This window comes from Collinsella sp. AF39-11AT, assembly GCF_003474585.1.
In the GTDB taxonomy this organism is placed as follows: domain Bacteria; phylum Actinomycetota; class Coriobacteriia; order Coriobacteriales; family Coriobacteriaceae; genus Collinsella.
The window spans coordinates 64,316-82,409 of sequence record NZ_QROG01000006.1; the positions used below are offsets into that span (position 1 = coordinate 64,316).

The 18,094-nt window shown below is 62.2% G+C and carries 15 protein-coding genes; 12 read left to right on the forward strand and 3 right to left on the reverse strand.

The window, feature by feature from the left end; translation table 11 throughout:
* Window positions 1-399: 399 nt before the first annotated feature.
* Window positions 400-1,029 (reverse strand): response regulator transcription factor, encoded by a 630-nt coding sequence (locus DW037_RS04005; RefSeq protein ID WP_117634594.1) that lies wholly within the window; start codon window positions 1,027-1,029, stop codon window positions 400-402.
* The gene (locus tag DW037_RS04010; protein ID WP_118372862.1) at window positions 1,026-2,171 is read right to left on the reverse strand and encodes a sensor histidine kinase; all 1,146 of its coding nucleotides are present in this window, start codon (window positions 2,169-2,171) and stop codon (window positions 1,026-1,028) included. Before DW037_RS04010 ends, DW037_RS04005 begins: the two co-directional genes overlap by 4 nt.
* Window positions 2,172-2,382: 211 nt before the next feature.
* Between DW037_RS04010 and DW037_RS04015 the strand changes: the two genes are divergently transcribed.
* The 6 genes from DW037_RS04015 to DW037_RS04040 all read left to right on the forward strand — a co-directional run bounded on the left by DW037_RS04015 (window position 2,383) and on the right by DW037_RS04040 (window position 10,747).
* Entirely contained in the window at window positions 2,383-3,321 is a 939-nt protein-coding gene (locus tag DW037_RS04015; protein ID WP_117634590.1) for an ABC transporter ATP-binding protein, read from the forward strand.
* Between the two features lie 9 nt (window positions 3,322-3,330).
* A complete protein-coding gene (locus DW037_RS04020) occupies window positions 3,331-4,518 on the forward strand; it encodes an ABC transporter permease (RefSeq protein ID WP_118372863.1) in 1,188 nt (395 codons plus the stop codon).
* Window positions 4,505-5,710 (forward strand): ABC transporter permease, encoded by a 1,206-nt coding sequence (locus DW037_RS04025; RefSeq protein ID WP_117634586.1) that lies wholly within the window; start codon window positions 4,505-4,507, stop codon window positions 5,708-5,710. The genes DW037_RS04020 and DW037_RS04025 overlap by 14 nt, the downstream gene beginning before the upstream one ends.
* 290 nt (window positions 5,711-6,000) lie before the next feature.
* Complete coding sequence (locus DW037_RS04030) at window positions 6,001-6,714, forward strand: ABC transporter ATP-binding protein (protein ID WP_117634584.1); 714 nt, start codon at window positions 6,001-6,003, stop codon at window positions 6,712-6,714.
* An 8-nt stretch (window positions 6,715-6,722) separates the two neighbouring features.
* Window positions 6,723-9,389 carry an ABC transporter permease gene (locus DW037_RS04035; RefSeq protein ID WP_118372864.1) on the forward strand — a complete coding sequence of 889 codons (2,667 nt, stop codon included), beginning with the start codon at window positions 6,723-6,725 and terminating at the stop codon, window positions 9,387-9,389.
* A 152-nt stretch (window positions 9,390-9,541) separates the two neighbouring features.
* The gene (locus tag DW037_RS04040; RefSeq protein ID WP_118372865.1) at window positions 9,542-10,747 is read left to right on the forward strand and encodes a DUF362 domain-containing protein; all 1,206 of its coding nucleotides are present in this window, start codon (window positions 9,542-9,544) and stop codon (window positions 10,745-10,747) included.
* A 131-nt stretch (window positions 10,748-10,878) separates the two neighbouring features.
* Here the strand turns inward: DW037_RS04040 and DW037_RS04045 are convergent, their stop codons facing one another.
* Window positions 10,879-11,844, reverse strand: coding sequence for an alpha/beta hydrolase (locus DW037_RS04045; RefSeq protein WP_118372866.1), 966 nt, complete (start codon window positions 11,842-11,844; stop codon window positions 10,879-10,881).
* Window positions 11,845-12,030: 186 nt separating this feature from the next.
* On the opposite strand from DW037_RS04045, the gene DW037_RS04050 reads away from it, so the two are divergent.
* From DW037_RS04050 to DW037_RS04075, 6 genes are all read left to right on the forward strand, one after another.
* Window positions 12,031-12,714 carry a hemolysin III family protein gene (locus DW037_RS04050; protein WP_199578305.1) on the forward strand — a complete coding sequence of 228 codons (684 nt, stop codon included), beginning with the start codon at window positions 12,031-12,033 and terminating at the stop codon, window positions 12,712-12,714.
* Window positions 12,715-12,828: 114 nt separating this feature from the next.
* Window positions 12,829-14,202 (forward strand): hemolysin family protein, encoded by a 1,374-nt coding sequence (locus tag DW037_RS04055; RefSeq protein ID WP_118372867.1) that lies wholly within the window; start codon window positions 12,829-12,831, stop codon window positions 14,200-14,202.
* A gap of 24 nt (window positions 14,203-14,226) precedes the next feature.
* On the forward strand, window positions 14,227-15,060 hold the full coding sequence (locus DW037_RS10740) for a hypothetical protein (RefSeq protein ID WP_233542244.1): 834 nt from the start codon (window positions 14,227-14,229) through the stop codon (window positions 15,058-15,060).
* Window positions 15,061-15,196: 136 nt separating this feature from the next.
* The gene (locus DW037_RS04065) at window positions 15,197-15,586 is read left to right on the forward strand and encodes a YtxH domain-containing protein (RefSeq protein WP_118372879.1); all 390 of its coding nucleotides are present in this window, start codon (window positions 15,197-15,199) and stop codon (window positions 15,584-15,586) included.
* Window positions 15,586-16,341: a PRC-barrel domain containing protein gene (locus DW037_RS04070; RefSeq protein WP_117716174.1), complete on the forward strand. Its 756-nt coding sequence runs from the start codon at window positions 15,586-15,588 to the stop codon at window positions 16,339-16,341. Before DW037_RS04065 ends, DW037_RS04070 begins: the two co-directional genes overlap by 1 nt.
* Window positions 16,342-16,413: 72 nt before the next feature.
* A complete protein-coding gene (locus tag DW037_RS04075) occupies window positions 16,414-17,820 on the forward strand; it encodes a polysaccharide deacetylase family protein (protein ID WP_233542245.1) in 1,407 nt (468 codons plus the stop codon).
* Window positions 17,821-18,094: the final 274 nt, after the last annotated feature.

The following is an 18,094-nucleotide window of genomic DNA, read 5'->3' on the forward strand; positions in this document are numbered from 1 at the left end:
GAAAACCGCAGGTAGAACGCCTGCGATTTTTCATGAAACGCGGCTATGGTCAGGGGTATCGGGTCAAACGTAGTAGATGGGCCCATTTCGTGGCGGGCGCCGTCAGCCGATCTCCGCGGGCGGAAGAAAACGGATCATTTTGGTCCCGCGAGCCTTGCGGAGGCGCTCGTGCAGGGCCGACCGAACAAAACTATGCCGGTTTACTACGATGAATTCGACATTTCCGACCATGACTGCATTTTTCTAAATATTACAAGCGTTCTACCTGCGGTTTTGCAAGCGCACAATTTACCGTGGTCGAAGGTGGGCGATTCATCGTAGTAAACCGGCATAGTTTTGATATGGCATTAAATCGGTAGCATCCATTTTGCTATGCCGGAGCGGTCGGCCGTTGGGTAATTACCCTCGCAGGTAGGCGATGGCGATTTGGGTGCGGTTGCGCAGGCCCATTTTGGCCAGGATCGAGCTGATGTGGTTGCGCACCGTGCCTTCTCCCATATAAGCCGTGGCGGCAATCTCCTTGTTATCGAGGCCGCGGGCGATGAGCTCGGCGACTTCGAACTCGCGGTCGGTCAGACCGGCAAAGGCCGCGGGCCGGCGAGTCGCACCGGCCTCAGCGTTCGCCCCATCAAAATCGACATCTTCGATCGCCTTGCCCTCGAGCACGCGTTTGCCATCCATGACCTGCGCCAACGCTGGCGGAATGGCGGCGACATCGGTCTTGATCAGGTAACCGCGGGCGCCCAGCTTGAGCGCCGACACAATGTACTCGTCATCCGAGAATGTCGTCAGAAACACCACGCGTGCCGCGGGGTCGTGCTCAAGGATCTCGCGCGCCGCCGAAAGGCCGTCGCGCCCCGGCATCTGAATGTCGAGCAGCGCGATATCGGGCGCGTGCTCGGCGTAAAGTGCCACCGCGTCGTTGCCGTCGGCTCCGGTGCCAACCACTTCGATCTGCGGCTGGGCGCCCAGGATAATCTTGAGCGAATCGACTACCAAGCGGTCGTCGTCGACAACTATGAGCCTCATCGGGCGTCATCTCCTTGCTGTTTGGGGACGGTGGCAAACACGCGCCAGCCGGGGGCGCCGGCGCGCAGGCCGGCGGTGAAGGTTCCGCCAAGCGCCTCGACGCGCTCGCGCATGGAGACGAGCCCCATGCCTTCTGCGACGCCGCGACCACCCGTCCGGGTCCCGCCAGTGCCATCGTCGGTAACGATGAGCTGGTAAAATGACGGATGTTCCATGCATCGTACAGTGACAGCATGGGCGCAAGCGTGGCGCATGGTGTTGGAGAGCGCCTCGCGCAGGACCGCCGCAAAGCAGTTGGCGACATTTGCGGGCGTATGTTCAGTCATAACTTCAAGCTCAATCTGCGGGCCGCCGTCCGAGCGCGCGCCTTCAACGATGCGTTCGAGCTGCACGGAAAGGTCGACGGCGTTGTCGTTGAGCGCGTGGACGCTGGCGCGCACGAGCTGGAGCGCCTCGTCAACCGTGCGTTTGACATCGGCGAAATCGGCGGCGACGCCGGGCTCGTTGGCGTGGACCACGCGCAAGGCTTCGGTTTGGAGCGAAGCGCGCGTGAGCTGGTGGCCCACGTTATCGTGGATTTCGCGCGCGATGCGGGCGCGTTCGGCGAGCGTTGCGAGCTCGACTTCGTAGTCCTGGCGGTCGGCGAGGTCGCGGTTGCGTGTCTCGAGTGCCAGGGCGCGTTCTTGCAGCTTGTCGCGGGTGCGACGCATGCGTTCCTGTTCGCGCTCCAGCTGCGCAGTGCGCAGCGACAGCAACGTGGCAGCGATCGAAAGGATGGCGGTTAGCAACAGCGTTCGGGTGGTGAGCACGCCGCCACGAAGGTCCGCGACAAGCGCGCAGACAAACACGGCGCCAATCGCCAGCGCGGGCCAGATGCGTTCACGGCGCACGCGTCGCGCGATGTCATAGAAGGCAAGGGGTGCGAACGGCATAAATGGCGGCACGAAGACGGCAGCGATGATGTAAGCGTAGCTCGCGGCCTCGCTCGCGCGATGGGCGTGTTCTTCTCGTGCGACTTCCGACGCCGAGGTGGCTATAACGCCAAGGCAAAACGCCACAACCAGACGAGCGTCCACGGCAAGACCCATGGCGGCCGCAATACAGCACGCCAGCACAATCGATTTGTCGAAAAGCCTGTTCATACGGGTATTGTACGCGATGCTGCGCGCGGGGGAGGCGCCGCCCGGGGCAACCGTGACATTCCTCCCGCGCGGCAAAGCGGCGTCGATCGCTCGCGCGAGCGGGGGTTTCGCCTCCGCCCCCTCGTACTCGTGACAAAGCTCACTGGTGCGCGCCGCCCACTCCTGCGATGATGCAATCGTACCGGGCCACGATCAACAGAAGGGCCGCCTCATGACAGACATCGTCCACGTCGAAAACCTCGTCAAGCGCTATGACGATCTTATCGCGCTCGACCACTTTAACCTGAGCATCGCCCCCGGCGAAATCTTTGGACTGCTCGGCCCCAACGGCTCGGGCAAGACCACGTCCATCAACTGCATTCTGCAGCTGCTTGCCTACGACAAAGGCACCATCGAGCTGTTCGGCGAGCCCATGACGCCCGCCCGCTACGACCTCAAGCGCCGCATAGGCGTGGTGCCGCAGCAGGTGGCGGTGTTCGACGAGCTTACCGTGCGTGAGAACATCGACTATTTCTGCAGTCTTTACGTCAACGACCGCAAGCGCCGCCGTGCGCTCGTGGACGAGGCGATCGACTTTGTCGGTCTGGGCGACTTTGCCAAGTTCCGCCCCGGTAAGCTCTCGGGCGGCCTGGCGCGCCGGCTCAACATTGCCTGCGGCATCGCGCACAAGCCCGAGCTCATCTTCTTCGACGAGCCCACGGTGGCGGTCGACCCCCAGAGCCGCAACGCCATCCTGGAGGGCATTTGCCGCCTGCGCGACGAGGGTGCCACGGTGGTGTATACCAGCCATTACATGGAGGAAATCGAGCAAATCTGCAGCCGCATCATGATCATGGACGGCGGGCGCGTGCTGGCGCAGGGCACCAACGACGAGCTCAAGCGCATGATTCAGATGGGCGAGCGTGTGACCGTCGAGGTCGGCGCCGTCGAGCCCGCCACGGTCGAGCGACTGCGCGCCCTCGAGCATGTGCTTTCGGTTGAGCTGTCCGGCGGTGAGCTCGTCTGCACCTGCGAAGCGAGTCCGCACAATCTGGTCGACATCCTCGACACGCTGCGCGCCGCCGACGTGGCGCTCGGCCGCGTGTGGAGTGAGCCGCCGACCCTCAACGACGTGTTCCTCGAGATCACCGGCCGCGAGCTGCGCGACTAGGGGGCAGCCATGTTCAACACCATTATTATCACGGTCAAGACGCTGCTGCGCCGGCCGAGCACGTGGGTCTGGGGTGCTCTCTTTCCCATTGCGCTTTCCACGATGTTCATGTTTATGTTTGCGAACCTCAGCTCCGACGGCACGGTCGATCCGGTGCCGGTTGCCGTCGTGGCGGACGAGGCCTGGGACGCTTCGACCTTTAAGAGCGTGGCGACGTCGCTCGACGAGGAGGGCGACGACCAACTGCTCGAGATCCATGAGTGCGACGACGCAGCCGATGCGAACCGTGCGCTTAAGGCCGGCGAGGTCGCGGGCGTCTATACGGTTGACGCCGAAGGCGCACCCAAGCTCACGCTGCTATCGAGCTACGACAGCTCGCGTGCCTCATCGGTGCTCACCGACCGTAGCATTTTGGAGACGGTGGCAAGCTCGTATACGCAAAATGCCGAGCTCATGTCCCAGATTGCCCAGAACAACCCGGCGGCACTCGCCGACCCGGAGGTGGTTGCGCGCGCCCTGTCGCTCGAGGGCGGCACCCGCCGCGTGAGCCTTACGCGCACCACGCCCGATGGCACAGTCATCTACTATTACGCGCTCTTTGGCCTGGTGGCGATGATGTCTGCCGAGTTTGCCGCCTTGAGCGTCGTCGATCTGCAGCCCAATCTGTCGGGCCTCGGCGCACGTCGCTGCGTGGGCGGTCTTTCCAAGACGGCGTCGCTGGCTGGCATCTTTGTGGGCTCGTGGCTGGTCTCCTTTGCCTCGATGGCGATTGCGATTGGCTACGTGCGCCTGGTCGTGGGCATCGACTTTGGCGGGCGCGAGGGACTGTGTTTGGTGGGCGCCGCCGCTTCCGCGCTTGCCGCCACGGGCTTGGGGCTCTTTGTGGGCACGCTTCCCGTTAAGGGCGGCAAGGCGTCCAAGTCGGGCATCCTCACGGGCTTTGCCACCACGTGCGCCCTGTTCGCCGGCCTCTACGGCGAGCCGGCGATGGCGCTTGCCGACGATGTTGCCCGCGCCTGCCCGGCCGAGTGCTGGTTCAACCCCGTCAAGCTCATCTGCGACATGTTCAACCGCCTGTATTTCTTTGAGGACCTGGGCCCCTTTGCCGTTCGCGCCGGCGCGCTGGTCCTTATGGCGCTGCTGTTCGTTGCCGCCGCCACGCTGATCTTTGGAAGGAGCCGCTATGAGCACCTTTAAGACTGCGCTTCGCATGGCGCTCGCGCACCCGCTCTATCTGCTCATCTACACGGTGTTTATTTCTCTGCTGGGTGTGTTTATCGCGGCATCGGTGAGCTGGAACTCGTCGCAGCTCACCGAGTATAAGCCCTACGATGCCAACGTGATCGTGGTCGACCGCGACGACAGCGATCTTTCGCGGGCGCTTACCAAGCATCTGGGTTCGCGCTTTGAGCTGGTCACGGGCGTCGGCGACGACACCTACGACCTTGCGGACGCGCTCTCCAAGAGCAACAGCGCCAAGGGCAGCGCCGACTGCGTGTTCTTTATCCCGGAGGGGTTTGAGGGCGACCTCGTTGCAGCCGCTCGCGCGGGGCAGGCCCTGCCCAAGCTCGATGTGACCTACGGTGCCGGCACCATGGCGGCAGCGCTTTCGTCTGCCGAGGCCTCGCGTTGGATCTCGCTCGCGGGTGCTGCGGCGGCACTTGAGCCCACCGCCTCCAACGGTGACGTTGCCAAGGCTGCTGAACATGCGGCCGCGAAGCGCGCGGAGGTCGGGATCGAGCAGGTCAAAGTCGACTCGACTGCCGCCGCCACGCTCGAGTCGTACTTTAACTTTGGTGCGTACGCGATTATCTCGTCGGTCATCGTGTCGGTGGGGCTGGTGTTCTCGGGCATGAACGCGCCCGAGCGCGTGCGTCGTATGGATGCCGGCCCAATCCCCGAGCGCCAGCGTTCGCTTGCCGTGTTTGCGGCCGCCGCCGTGCTCACCGTCTGTATCTGGTTTGTGTCGAGCATGATGGGTGTCGTGGGCTTTGCCGGCGCGGTCGCCGAGGTCGGCGTGGGCCGTGTATGCCTGGCGCTGGCAGCGACGTTTGCCCTGGCGTGTACGCCGCTGGCCGTTGGCTTTGCGTTGTCGAGCCTGGGTGCGCGCGAGGAGCTACTCAACGGTGTGGGCAACCTGCTTGGCATGCTCATGACGTTTTTGGGCGGCGCCTGGATGCCGCTGTCGCTCATGGGTTCGGCCGTGCAGACCGTGGCGCATTTTGTGCCGACGTTTTGGGTGAACGACGCGATCGGCAAGGCGCTTGCCTCGGATTTGACGTCCGCCGTGTTGGGTGACATCGCCTGCGACCTTGGCATCACGGCACTCTTTGCCGTGGCCATCGCCGCCGTAGGCCTAGCCCTCGCACGCGCCAAATCCCACGCCTAGCCACCTAGTCATTGGGGACGTTCTTAAACGACTGGTCGCTGGGGGCAGTCTTTGCCCATTCGCCGGCCCGCCGGCCGGGCTGGCAAGGACTGTCCCAATATGTCGGCACTTGGGGACGTTCCTTTCCTGCCGGCACTCATTGGGGACAGACTTAAATGAGCGATTTCACTCATTTAAGTCTGTCCCCAATGAGTAGGTTGGAAAAAAGCCGCGCACGTCGCTTAAAAATAGTTCGCCCGGGTTTACTATTAGCCTAGAAAAGTAGCAGAAGGCTAACAACGGGGGATAGCATGGCGACAAAGCGTGCCTACGTCCAGGTCAACGGACTCAAGAAACACTACGGCGACGGCGATGCGCGCCTGACGGTACTCGACGGCATCGACACGTCCATCAACCGCGGCGAGATCTGCGTCATGCTGGGGCCCTCGGGCTCGGGCAAGTCGACCTTTCTCAACCTGATCGGCGGCCTGGAGGATGCCGACGGCGGCTCCATCATGGTGGACGGCTGCGACCTCACCGTGCTCAAGCCTGCCGATCTGGGCGAATACCGACGCCGCGAGCTGGGCTTTGTCTTCCAGTTCTACAACCTGGTGCCCGATCTCACCATCAAGGAGAACATCGAGGTCACGGCGCACCTGTCCAAAAACCCGCTCAATGTCGACGACCTGCTGCGTTCGCTGGGCCTCTACGAACACCGCAACAAGTTCCCGCGCCAGGTCTCGGGCGGCCAGCAGCAGCGCTGCGCCATCGGCCGTGCACTCGTCAAAAATCCGGGCCTGCTGCTGTGCGACGAGCCCACCGGCGCGCTCGACTACAAGACGTCCAAGGAAATTCTGCAGCTCATGGAGGACGTCAACCGCACTTACGGCTGCACCATCATCATCGTCACCCACAACACCGCCATCGCGCGCATGGCCAATCGCGTGTTGCGCCTGCGCGACGGGCGCATCGTCGAGGATGGGCTCAACGAGTCGCCCGTCTCGGCCGCCGAGCTCGATTGGTAGGCGGCGCCATGACACCTCTCGCAAAACGTCTCCCGCGCGAGCTGCGCCGCAATATCGGCAAGTACCTGGGCATCTTTTTGCTTATGTGCGGAAGCATCGCCCTTACCTCGGGCTTTTTGCTCGCGGCGCATTCCATCGGTTGCCTCATTGACGACATGCGCGATGCGTACACGATCGAGGACGGCCGCGTGACCACCTCCTTCGAGGCCACCAAAGACCAGCTCAAGGCTGCCGAGGACGCGGCGGAGGGCGTCGGCGGCGTTACGCTCTACAAGAACTTCTCTATCGACGCCATCATCAAAAAGGCGGCTGGCGACGACGGCACCAAGCGGACCCTGCGCACCTATGCGCACCGCGCTAAGGTGGACATTGCGTCCTACTGTGAGGGCAAGGAACCCAAGGCGGACGACGAGGTGGCCATCGACCGCGTCTTTGCCACCAATAACGACCTCGCCATCGGCGATAAGGTCGAGCTCGAGGGGCGCACCTATACCATCTGCGGGATCATGACGCAGCCCGATAGCCAGGCGTTGTTCCTCGACAATTCGGACTTTACGGTGAACACCATCACGTATGGCGTAGCCGAGGTCACCGACGCCGGTTTTGTTGCGCTCGAGGCTGCCGGCGGCGCACCCGCCTATACGTACTCCTTTACCTTTAACGACCGCGATCTCCCCACCGCGGATCGCATCGATGCGGAGCAGGATATGGTCGAGGCGCTGACCGATGCCGATGCGCGCGTGGACGATCTGATCGATGCCGATTCCAATCAGGGCATTGGCTATGCGCGCGACGACGTGGACGGCGACGCCATGATGTGGATGACGTTGCTCGACATCATCATCGTGATCATGGCATTTGTCTTTGTGGTGCTCACCGACGCCACCATCGAGGAGGAGAGCGCCATCATCGGCACGCTGCTCGCCAGCGGCTATCGCCGCCGCGAGATCGTGCTGCACTACCTCGCGCTTCCCGCCATCGTGGGCGTGCTCGCGGCACTTTTGGGCACCGCGCTCGGCGTTGCGTTCTTTACCGAGCCCATGCGCGGTCTCTATTACGGTTCGTACAGCCTGCCGCCCTTCCAGGTGTACTGGAGCTGGGAGATCTTTGTGAAGTGCGCCGTGGTTCCCGCCGCCGCGCTCATCCTTATCACGCTGGTGGGCCTGCTTCGCAAGATGGGCAAGACGCCGCTGCAGTTCCTTCGCCACGAGGCGAGCGGCAAATCGGGCACCAAGCGTGGCCTGCAGCTGCCGGAGCGCATGGGCTTTGTTTCCCGCTTCCGCCTGCGCGTTTTCCTGCGCAACCTAGGCAACTTCGCCACGCTCTTCGTGGGCATTGCGTTTGCCTCGCTGCTGCTGCTCTTTGGCCTGGCGATTCTGCCCACGATGACGCATTACGCCGACAACCTCGAGACAGGCCTGGTCGCCGAGCACCAGTACACGCTCAAGGCTCCGCTAGAGCTTGAGGGTACTGCCGAGGAGCGCGGGCAGTGGGCGGCGCTCGAGCGCTTGCAGTCGGTGGATGGTGCGCTGCTCTCCGCCGCTCAGGATGCCAGCGACGAGCTCGATGACGCGGCCGATACGGCGCAGGCGGCAGCCGATGCCGCGACCAGCGTTCCGTCTGCCGAGACCCTGGCCGCGGCGCAGGACGCGCTCGCCAAGGTCCAGGACAAGAAAGATGCGCTTTATGCGCGCCTCGATGACCTTGCCGATGCCCTCGGCTGCAACCGCGACGAGGCTATCGACCTGATCGACAAGGCCTCTAAGATCGACACTGACAACGACGATATCCACCCGGTCAATTCGACCGACAACGGCGCGGGCGCAATCGCGCAGGCCGAGAAATATGCCGTCTACCAGCTGCAATACGACCGCGGCGATGGTAATGGCGAGGAGACGATTTCCGTCTACGGCATCTCGCCCGATTCGCGCTACTGGAAGGGCCTCAACATCGGCGACGGACACGTCGTCTTTGGCGGCGGCCTGCTCGACAAGTTTGGCTGGAGCGAGGGCCAGAAGGTCGAGCTTCGCGACAAGTACGAGGCTCGGGATTATTCCCTTGAGTACGCGGGCAAGGGCTGCTCCTGGGGCTCAAAGTCGGACATGAATATCTATATGAGCATCGATGACTTTAACGAGCTGTTCGACAACGATGCCGCCTACTTTAACGGCTATGTGAGCAACGAGAAGCTCGACCTCGACGCGCGCTACTTTGCCGGCGACACCACGCCCGACGACATGCGCGCCGTGGGCGACCAGTTTATCGGCATGATGAGCAAAATGATCGGCATGATGGTCGGGCTCGCGGTGTTTATCTTCCTGCTGTTTATGTACCTGCTGACCAAGGCGGTGATCGACCACAGCGCCCGTTCGATCAGCTACATGAAAGTCTTTGGCTATCGCGATAGCGAGATCTCGCATCTGTACATCCGCTCGATCACGCTGTGCGTGGCGGTGTCACTCGTGCTGAGCCTGCCCGTGATCATTGGCTCGCTGACCGCGATTTTCCGCTCGATGCTGCTCGCCTACAACGGCAATATCGAGATCTACGTGCCCGCTTGGTCCATGGCTGCATGCGTCGGCATCGGCTTTGCGACCTACCTGGTCGTGGCGCTGCTACACACGCGCTCCATCAAGCGCGTCAGCCTGGCCGAAGCCCTCAAGGTGCAGGAGTAGTCATCGGGGACAGTCTTTGCCGATTCGCCGGCCGGGCGGCAAGCACTCATTTAAGTCTGTCCCCAATGAGTGGCTGTGCTTGACTTCGACCCTACTTTAACGGGTACCATCCTCTATGTCTGTAACGCCATATAGACCGAGGGGATATAACTATGACCGCAACTGCACCCGCAGCACCCGCTAAGGTGTACTTCACCAACCTGCGCACGCATGCTCGCGAGAGCCAGCTCGACAAGCTCAAGCGCCTCATTCGTCGCGCCGGTATCGAGCAGATCGACTTCGAGAATAAGTTCGTCGCCATCAAGATCCACTTTGGCGAGCTGGGCAACCTGAGCTTTTTGCGCCCCAACTACGCCCGCGCCGTCGCGGACGTGGTGAAGGAGCTGGGCGGCAAGCCCTTCCTCACCGACTGCAACACGCTCTATGTGGGCAGCCGCAAAAACGCGCTCGAGCACATCGACACCGCCTACCAGAACGGCTTTACTCCGTACGCCACGGGCTGCCAGGTCATCATCGCCGACGGCCTCAAGGGTACCGACGAGGCACTCGTCCCGGTCGAGGGCGGCGAATACGTGCACGAGGCCAAGATCGGCCAGGCGCTCATGGACGCCGACATCGTGATCAGCCTCACCCACTTTAAGGGCCATGAGCAGGCCGGCTTTGGCGGCGTCATGAAGAACCTGGGCATGGGAGGCGGCAGCCGTGCCGGCAAGATGGAGCAGCATGCCGCCGGCAAGCCGAGCGTCGATACTACCAACTGCGTAGGTTGCCGTGCCTGCGAGAAGATTTGCGCGCACAGCGCCATCACGTTTGACGGTACGCGTGAGCGCGAGCTTGCCAACGGCAGCACCCGCACGGTTCACGTGGCTACCATCGACCACGATCGCTGCGTGGGCTGCGGACGCTGCATTGCGGCGTGCAACCAGGACTGCATCAAGCCCGACTATGACGCCGCGGCCGACGTACTCAACTACAAGATCGCCGAGTATACGAAGGCCGTTGTCCAGGATCGCCCCAGCTTCCATATCTCGCTCGCCATGGACATCAGCCCCAACTGCGACTGCCATCCCGAGAATGACACGCCCATCGTCAACGACATCGGCATGTTCGCGAGCTTCGACCCGGTCGCCATCGACCAGGCCTGCGCCGATGCCGTCATGGCATCCGAGCCGCTGCCTAACACCGAGCTTACCGACAGCGCGGCCAAGATGGAGCATAACCACGAGCATTTGGAGGGCGAGCAGGCCAAGGATCCCTTCTGCATCACGCATCCCGACACCGACTGGCGCGCGTGCATCGCGCATGCCGAGAAGATCGGCCTGGGCACGAGCGAGTACGAGCTCATCGAGGTCAAATAGCGCCTAGCTATTGGACATATCAAGCGCTTTTGTAGCGCAACGTTAGTAAAAACCGCCCGTGAGCACAGCGCCCACGGGCGGCTTTTTGGAAGTGCTAGGGGCCAGATAGACCAGTAAACCGTACTATTTGCTTAAAAAATCTTGTCGAGGAAGTCGTCGACCGTGTTCCAGTAGAGCTCGGGGTCAACTTGCGCGCTCTTGGCGTGGGTGGCGCCGTGGATAGTGAGCTTCTGTTTAACCTTGCTGGCGCACGCGTCGTAGTTTTGGTCGAGCATGTCGTACGGCACAAAGGTGTCCTGGTCGCCGTGGATAAACAGCATGGGAACCGTCGCGTGTTCGAGTTGGTCCACACTGCTCGCCTTATGAAAGTCGTAGCCTGCGCGCACGTTGCACACTAAGTTTGCTACATCGAGCAAGGGAAAGCTGGGCAGGCCGAACACGTCCTTGAGCTGCAGGGAAAACTCGTCCCAAACGCTTGTATAGCCGCAGTCCTCGATAATGCATTTCACGTTTGCGGGCAGAGATTCCCCCGCGACGTCCATGGCGGTCGCTGCACCCATCGACTCGCCAAAGACCAGGATGCGCGCCTTGGGATCGGCCGCAACGATCCGCCCGATCCACGCGACGACATCGAGTCGCTCGGGCCAGCCCATGCCGATGTAGTCACCGCCGGAACGCTCGTGGGCGCGGGCGGCAGGTGCGAGCACGTTCATGCCGCGGTCGTGGAATCGCTTGACGTATCGGGCCATACCGATGGGCTCATCGGTGTATCCGTGTAGGCAGATAGCGTAATTGTGCGTGCTCTCTGGGGCGACAAAATACCAAGCGGCAAGTTCGGTTCCGTCATCTGCGGTGAGGCTGCTGCTCTCGCGGTTCTCTTTAAACCATGCCCGCGCCTCGGTTCCCTCGGCATCCATCTGTTCACCCTTTTCGGCGTCCTTGCCGTCCTGCATCATCTTCATGGTGTAGGGGGCGCGAGGGTTCAGGGCAAAGTCGAACAAGAAGTTGCCGGCAAACCCCAGCAGCGCTACAACGAGCACCAGCGCAACGATGCCGGCTATCTTGAGCTTTCGATGGGAACGTGCGTTTTGAGACATAAGAAGCTTTCCTATAAGATGTTAATACATCAACATTTAATGCAAGCGCATTATGGACGTTCGCCGTTGATGCGTCAACAGGCAAAGAATGGGTAAACAAAGGGTCACGTATGGTGCAAATTTCGCACGCACCCAGACGCTTTGATATAGTGTTGAGAACTCTTTACGTTGGAGGATGTAACCGGCATGTCCGATTCGAGCGACAGTTCCAAGCCGCGACCCAAGGCCGCGGCCGTTCCGCACTACACGGTGGGCGAGGAGATTATGAACTCCGTCACCCATGGTGTCGGCTGCTTGCTGGGTATCGCGGGTCTGGTGCTCCTGATCGTATTCGCTGCACTGCGCGGCGGTGGCCCGGCCCACATGGCCGCGGCAATCGTCTACGGCGCCAGTATTATTCTCGAATACCTTGCCTCCACGCTCTACCATGCGATTCAGCCCGCGGGCGCTAAGCGCGTGTTCCGCATTATCGACCACAGCTGTATCTATCTGCTCATTGCCGGCAGCTATACGCCGTTTTGCCTCATTACGCTGGCAAACGACGGTGGTCCCGTGCTGTTTTTTGCCGTATGGGCCATCGCCATCGTCGGGATCGCCCTCGAGTGTTTTTTGCGCGAGCGCCAGCCGCATTGGGTAAGCGGCCTGGTCTATCTGCTGATGGGCTGGCTCGTCGTCTTTAAGCTGCCCGAGCTCGTGTCGCTGCTCAACCCCGTGGCACTTGCCCTGCTCGCTGTCGGCGGCGTGTGCTACACCGTGGGCGTGCCGTTCTACATCGCCAAAAACGTGCGTTACCTGCACAGTGTGTTTCACTTGTGGGTGCTCGCCGGCAGTATCTTCCAGTTCATGGCGGTGATCCTCTTCGTAATCTAGCGATCGCGTCTGTGCCCGCGGGCCCATCCGAGCGGCCGTCGGGCGCAACTGCCCTATCCGTCACCTACGCTTACTACCTAACGTCCCGAATCTTGGAGGTTCGAGAAACTCCCGATGGACATAACCATCTCCCTTATCACCACCCTCGTTTTGACCCTCATCAACGGCTACTTCTCTATGTCTGAGATGGCGCTCACCACGGCCAAGCGCGCCGTGCTGGAGCACGAGGCCGAGGAAGGCGACAAGCGTGCCGAGCGTGCCATTAAGCTGGCTGCCGACTCCGACCAGCTGCTCGCCACCATCCAGGTCGCCATCACGCTCGTGGGCTTCGCCTCGTCCGCCGTCGCCTCGACGAGCCTGTCCGACCCGCTCGCCACGTGGCTCATGAGCTTTGGCGTCGCGCCGCTTTCCGCCATCGCACGCGGCCTGGCGCCGGTCATCATCACCGTCGCCGTCGCCTTTGTGTCCATCGTGATCGGCGAGCTCGTGCCCAAGCGCATCGGCCTTGCTAACGCCGAGGGCGTATCCAAGCAGGTCGTGGGACCGCTCTCCGTATTCCAAAAGATCGCCCGCCCGCTCGTGTGGCTGACCGGTGCCTGCTCCGACGGCCTGGCCCGCATCCTGCGCATCAAGAGCGCCGACGACCGTCAGAACGTCTCGGAAGAAGAGATCAAGTACATGGTCTCGGAGCAGGACGACCTGCTCGACGAGGAAAAGCGTATGATCCACGAGATCTTTGACCTGGGCGACACCGTTGCCCGCGAGGTCATGGTGCCGCGCGTGGACACCACCATGTGCGAGGATGACGAGACGGTCGCCGACGTGCTGTCCACCATGCGCCAGACCGGCTTTAGCCGCATCCCCGTCTATCACGAGGATCCCGACAACGTCGCGGGCATCGCGCACATCAAGGACCTGATTCAGCCCGCGCTCGACGGCAAGGGCGACCAGCCCATCGCCGGCTTTTTGCGCGACGCCACCTTTGTGCCCGACACCAAGGACATCCTGCCGCTGCTGTCCGAGATGCAGACCTCGCACGACCAGATCGTGGTGGTCGTGGACGAGTACGGCGGCACGGCCGGCATCATCACCATCGAGGACATCGTCGAGGAGATCGTCGGCGAGATCGAGGACGAGTTCGACCCCGACAACAAGTACCTCACGCGCCTTTCGCGCCACGAGTGGCTTGTCGATGGGCGTTTTTCGTGCGATGACGCGATTGAGCTTGGTTGGCCGCTCGAGGAAAGCGATGATTATGAGACCATCGCCGGCTGGATTTTGGAGCTTTGCGACTCGGTGCCCGACATCGGAGAGGTGTTTGAGGTTGCGGGGTACAAGTTTAAGGTGCAGTCGATGCGTGGCCAGCGCATCTCGCTCATTCGCGTGATCGCTCCGGCCGAAACCGATAGGAAGGATTCCGAGTCCTCGGCAGATAAGCCGGCGGCGTCGGGTGCGGGTTCTGCGGACCCGCACGACGGCGATGAGTAGGGCAAGGAAGAGTAGGGGAGAGTTATGGCAGGCCTGTTCAACATCCTTAAGGTCACCGTCAGTGAGGACAAGATCTGCGCGCATGTGCTGGTGAACCCCGGCATGCCGCTCATGACCTCGGAGGACATCGAGGCCACGGCGCGCGTGTACTACCTGGTGCCTGCGATTGCCAAGCACCTGTGCCTGGGCGATTCCGGTCGCGAATTCCAGGACTGCATGGGCCAGACCGAGCTTTGCCATCTGCTGGAGCACGTGACGGTCGAGCTCATGAACGAGACCGGGCTTGCCGGCAGCATTTCGTGCGGCCGCACCCGCGTAAGCGAGCACGATGAGCGTGTCTTTGAGGTTGAGCTTTCGTGTCCCGACGACGCGCTGGCCATCGGCGCGCTGTCTTCGGCGACCTTTATGATGGATTGGGCCTATCTGCATGCCGAACAGCCCGCTCCCGATGTGGACGGTACGGTCGCGGGTTTGCGCAACCTGGTGCTGGGCATGCGCGCCGAGGCCGAGGGTAAGGATCCGCACGAGGTCGTCGCCGCCGCGAACGGCGAAGATGCTGCCGAGGACGAGGGCACTGACGAGGGCGATGCGCCGGTCGACGCCGAGCCCGTTGCCGATGCGACCGCCGAGCCCGTTCCCACCGAGCCCCAGGGCGTCCCCAACTTTGACGACGAGCCCCAGGTGGCGATTGATACCGAGGGCGCGGTTGCCGAGAACCACGAGGCCTCCGCTGCCGTCTTTGGCGGTGCTGCGACGGTTCCGGTAGGACCTGCGCATGAGGGCGGCCTGCCGCTTGTGGACGGCGCCGGCGAGGACCCGGGTGCCACGGTGGCCATGCCGGCTATGCCCCAGGAGTAGGCCTACGCGTTTATCACCATCACGTACCTGCGCCTTTGCCGTACGCAGATGAGCGGAGCGGCAAGTGATGCGCTGCGGGTATAATGGACAGCATTCAAACGGTGGGCACCGACGTGCCCGCAGGAGAGGAATGATCATGGGTAAGACTTTCAGCTTTGTCTCCGGCGCACTTTTTGGTGCCGCTGCCGGCGCTATTATCGGCGTTGCTCTGGCCCCGCGCTCGGGCGCCGAAACCCGCGCCATGGCTGCCGATATCGCCAACGACGCCTGGGACAATATACGCGACACCTACGAGCACAGCGCCGAGGAGGCCCGTGCCGCGGTGAATGACTTTGGCCCGATGGTCGACGCCAAGACTGACGACCTACGCGCCAAGGTCGACCTGGCCCGCGAGCGCATGGACCAGCTGCGCGAGCAGCTCAACGACGCCATTTCGGGCGGCAACGTGACGCCTGCCGCCGACGTCGTGGTCGAGAACGCCGTCGAGGCTGATGCCGAGGCTGCGGAGCCCTCGACCGAGGCATAATGCGCGCCGGGGATTTTGTCGGCGCCAAGATCTATCGCAAGCCTGCCGAGGACAAGCGCACCAAAAAGGACGGCACGCCGCGCAGCCCTAAAAAGCTCGGAAAGATTCACTTTCCGGTCTTTACCCCGGGCGGTACGCGCGTGGTCGGCTTTATGGTCCGCCAGTCCGATATCGCGGGCATGATCGAGCGTCCCGACCGATTCGTAGCGCTCGACGCCATTGGTGTCTACGAGGGCGCCATCGCGGTTGACGACGTCAAGGGCACCTACGATACCGCTGCGGCCAAGCGCCTCGACATCAACCTGGACGATTGCATCATCTGGGTCGGTATGGACGTGCGCACGGAATCGGGCGACGTCGTGGGCTATTGCTCGGACGTTGAGTTCAAGCCGCGCTCGGGCATCGTGCAGGCATTCTATGTGACCGCCGGCGCTGCTTCGAGTGTTTTGGTTGGTGACACGCAGGTGCCGCCGACGATGCTGCGCGGCTACGAGAACGGCGCGATGGTCGTCTCGGACGAGGTCAAGTCGCTCGGGTATTCGGGCGGTGCGGCTGCCAAGGCCGCCGAGGCCAGCGTCGTGGTGGGCGACAAGGTCAAAAAGGGCGCCAAGGTGCTCGATGACAAGGGATCGGTCGCCGTGGACAAGGGCAGCCGCGCACTGGGCAAGCAGCTCGGCAAGACGCGCGGTATGTTCAAGGCCTTTAAGGACGAATACCAAAAGGCGAGCGGAGGCTCGTCAAAAGCTACAAAATAGCGACGTACCAAATGATGGGAGGCAAGCCGGAGACCTGTTGCTCCGGCTTGCTGTGTTTATGGGGGAGGGCACATGCGCCAAAACGAATCCAACTTAAACGGGCGTTCGGGTGCGCGTCCGACGGCGCGCCGCGACCTGGGGCAGCTGCCCAGCGGTCAGCGCCGCCGTCACCGTAAGCCCGGCGCGATGTATCTCAACCATAGCCGCGGCTTTAGCGATCGCAGCGCGCGCATCGGCAACAGCCGCACACCCCGTCGTTCGTCTCGCCTGCCCTACGCGCTCATCGCCGTGGGTTGCGCGCTCGTGCTGTTTATCGCTGCCGTCGTGGGCTACGTCAACCGCAGTGTGGACGTGGAGCTCAACGGCCAGAAGACAGCGGTGCGTGTGGGCTCTACGCTGCAGAATCTCATCGACGACCAGGAGTTGACTGACACCTACGACGCAGGCGACCTGCTGGCCGTCGATGACAGCGTGCTCAAGCGCCATGGGGGCGAAAAGCTGTCGGTGAAGGTCGACGGCAAGCGCGTGAAGCAGGGCAAATGGGATAGCCGCGAACTTGAGGGCGGCGAGAAGGTGACGGTCAAGGATGGCCGTAACACCTACGAGAAGCACGAGGTTCAGGCTACGGTTATCGAGCCCAAGCTCAAGGTCGAGGGTACGGGCGCTATCGAGTATGTGCAGACGTGGGGTGTCCAGGGCCGCTCCGAGGTGTGGGTCGGCGAGCAATCGGGCAAGACACAGGACCGCGGCGAGGTCGTGCCCGCCACCGATTGCGTCGTTGCGTGCGCCAGCGTGGCGCCCAAGGGCAACAAAAAGTACGTGGCGCTGACGTTTGACGAGGGTCCGAGCAGCGCTACCAAGCAGATCTTGCAGGTACTCAAGGAAAAGGGCGTCACCGCGACGTTCTTCCTGTCGGGCGATGCGGCCGAGGCATCGCCTGCCACGGCCAAGGCGATTGTCGATGCCGGGTGCGAGATCGGATCCAACAGCTACAGCGACGATTCGCTCAAGGGTCAGGACCGTGAGGCGGTACGCGAACAGATCACGAAAGGCACCGATGCGATTAAGTCGGCGACCGGCGTGAAGACGATGCTGCTGCGTGCTCCCTACGCTGCCTTTGACGAGCAAAACTGGATTGATGCGATGGACCTGGTCTCCGCCGTGGTCTCGTGGAATATTGACTCGGGCGACTGGCTGCTCAACGGTGCCGACGAGCAGGTCTCGACGGTGCTCGATTCGGTGACGCCGGGCAATATCGTGCTGCTCACCGATAGAGACGAATGCGCCGAGCAGACGCTCGAGGCGCTGCCGCAGATTATCGATGGCCTTGTCGCCGACGGCTACAAGATCGTGACGCTCAGCGACCTGGTTAAGACGGACACGGCATTGAGCAAAAAGCTCACCTCGCTCACCAAGGTTTCCATGCCCAAAAACGCTGTGTTCCCCCAACTTGCCGAGGACGATGACACCACAGAGTAGCCATTGGGTAGTCGTTTAAGAACGTCCCCAATGGCTATGTCACGGATACGTCAGCGTTTGGTATGCCTGCAATGTGCAGCGCATAAATTCGATGCCGCAAGGCGATGCTGATGCTATAGTTACTGCGGTTAATGAGGGTCAAGAGAAAGGTTACAGGTGAAATCCAAACCTCGACCATACAGTCGATGACCCCATGCAGGTGCTTTTTGCGCATGCACGGGGTGTAAGCGTCGAGCGGCGTGCCGCCCGCGCATGCGTATACATATCCAGAAGC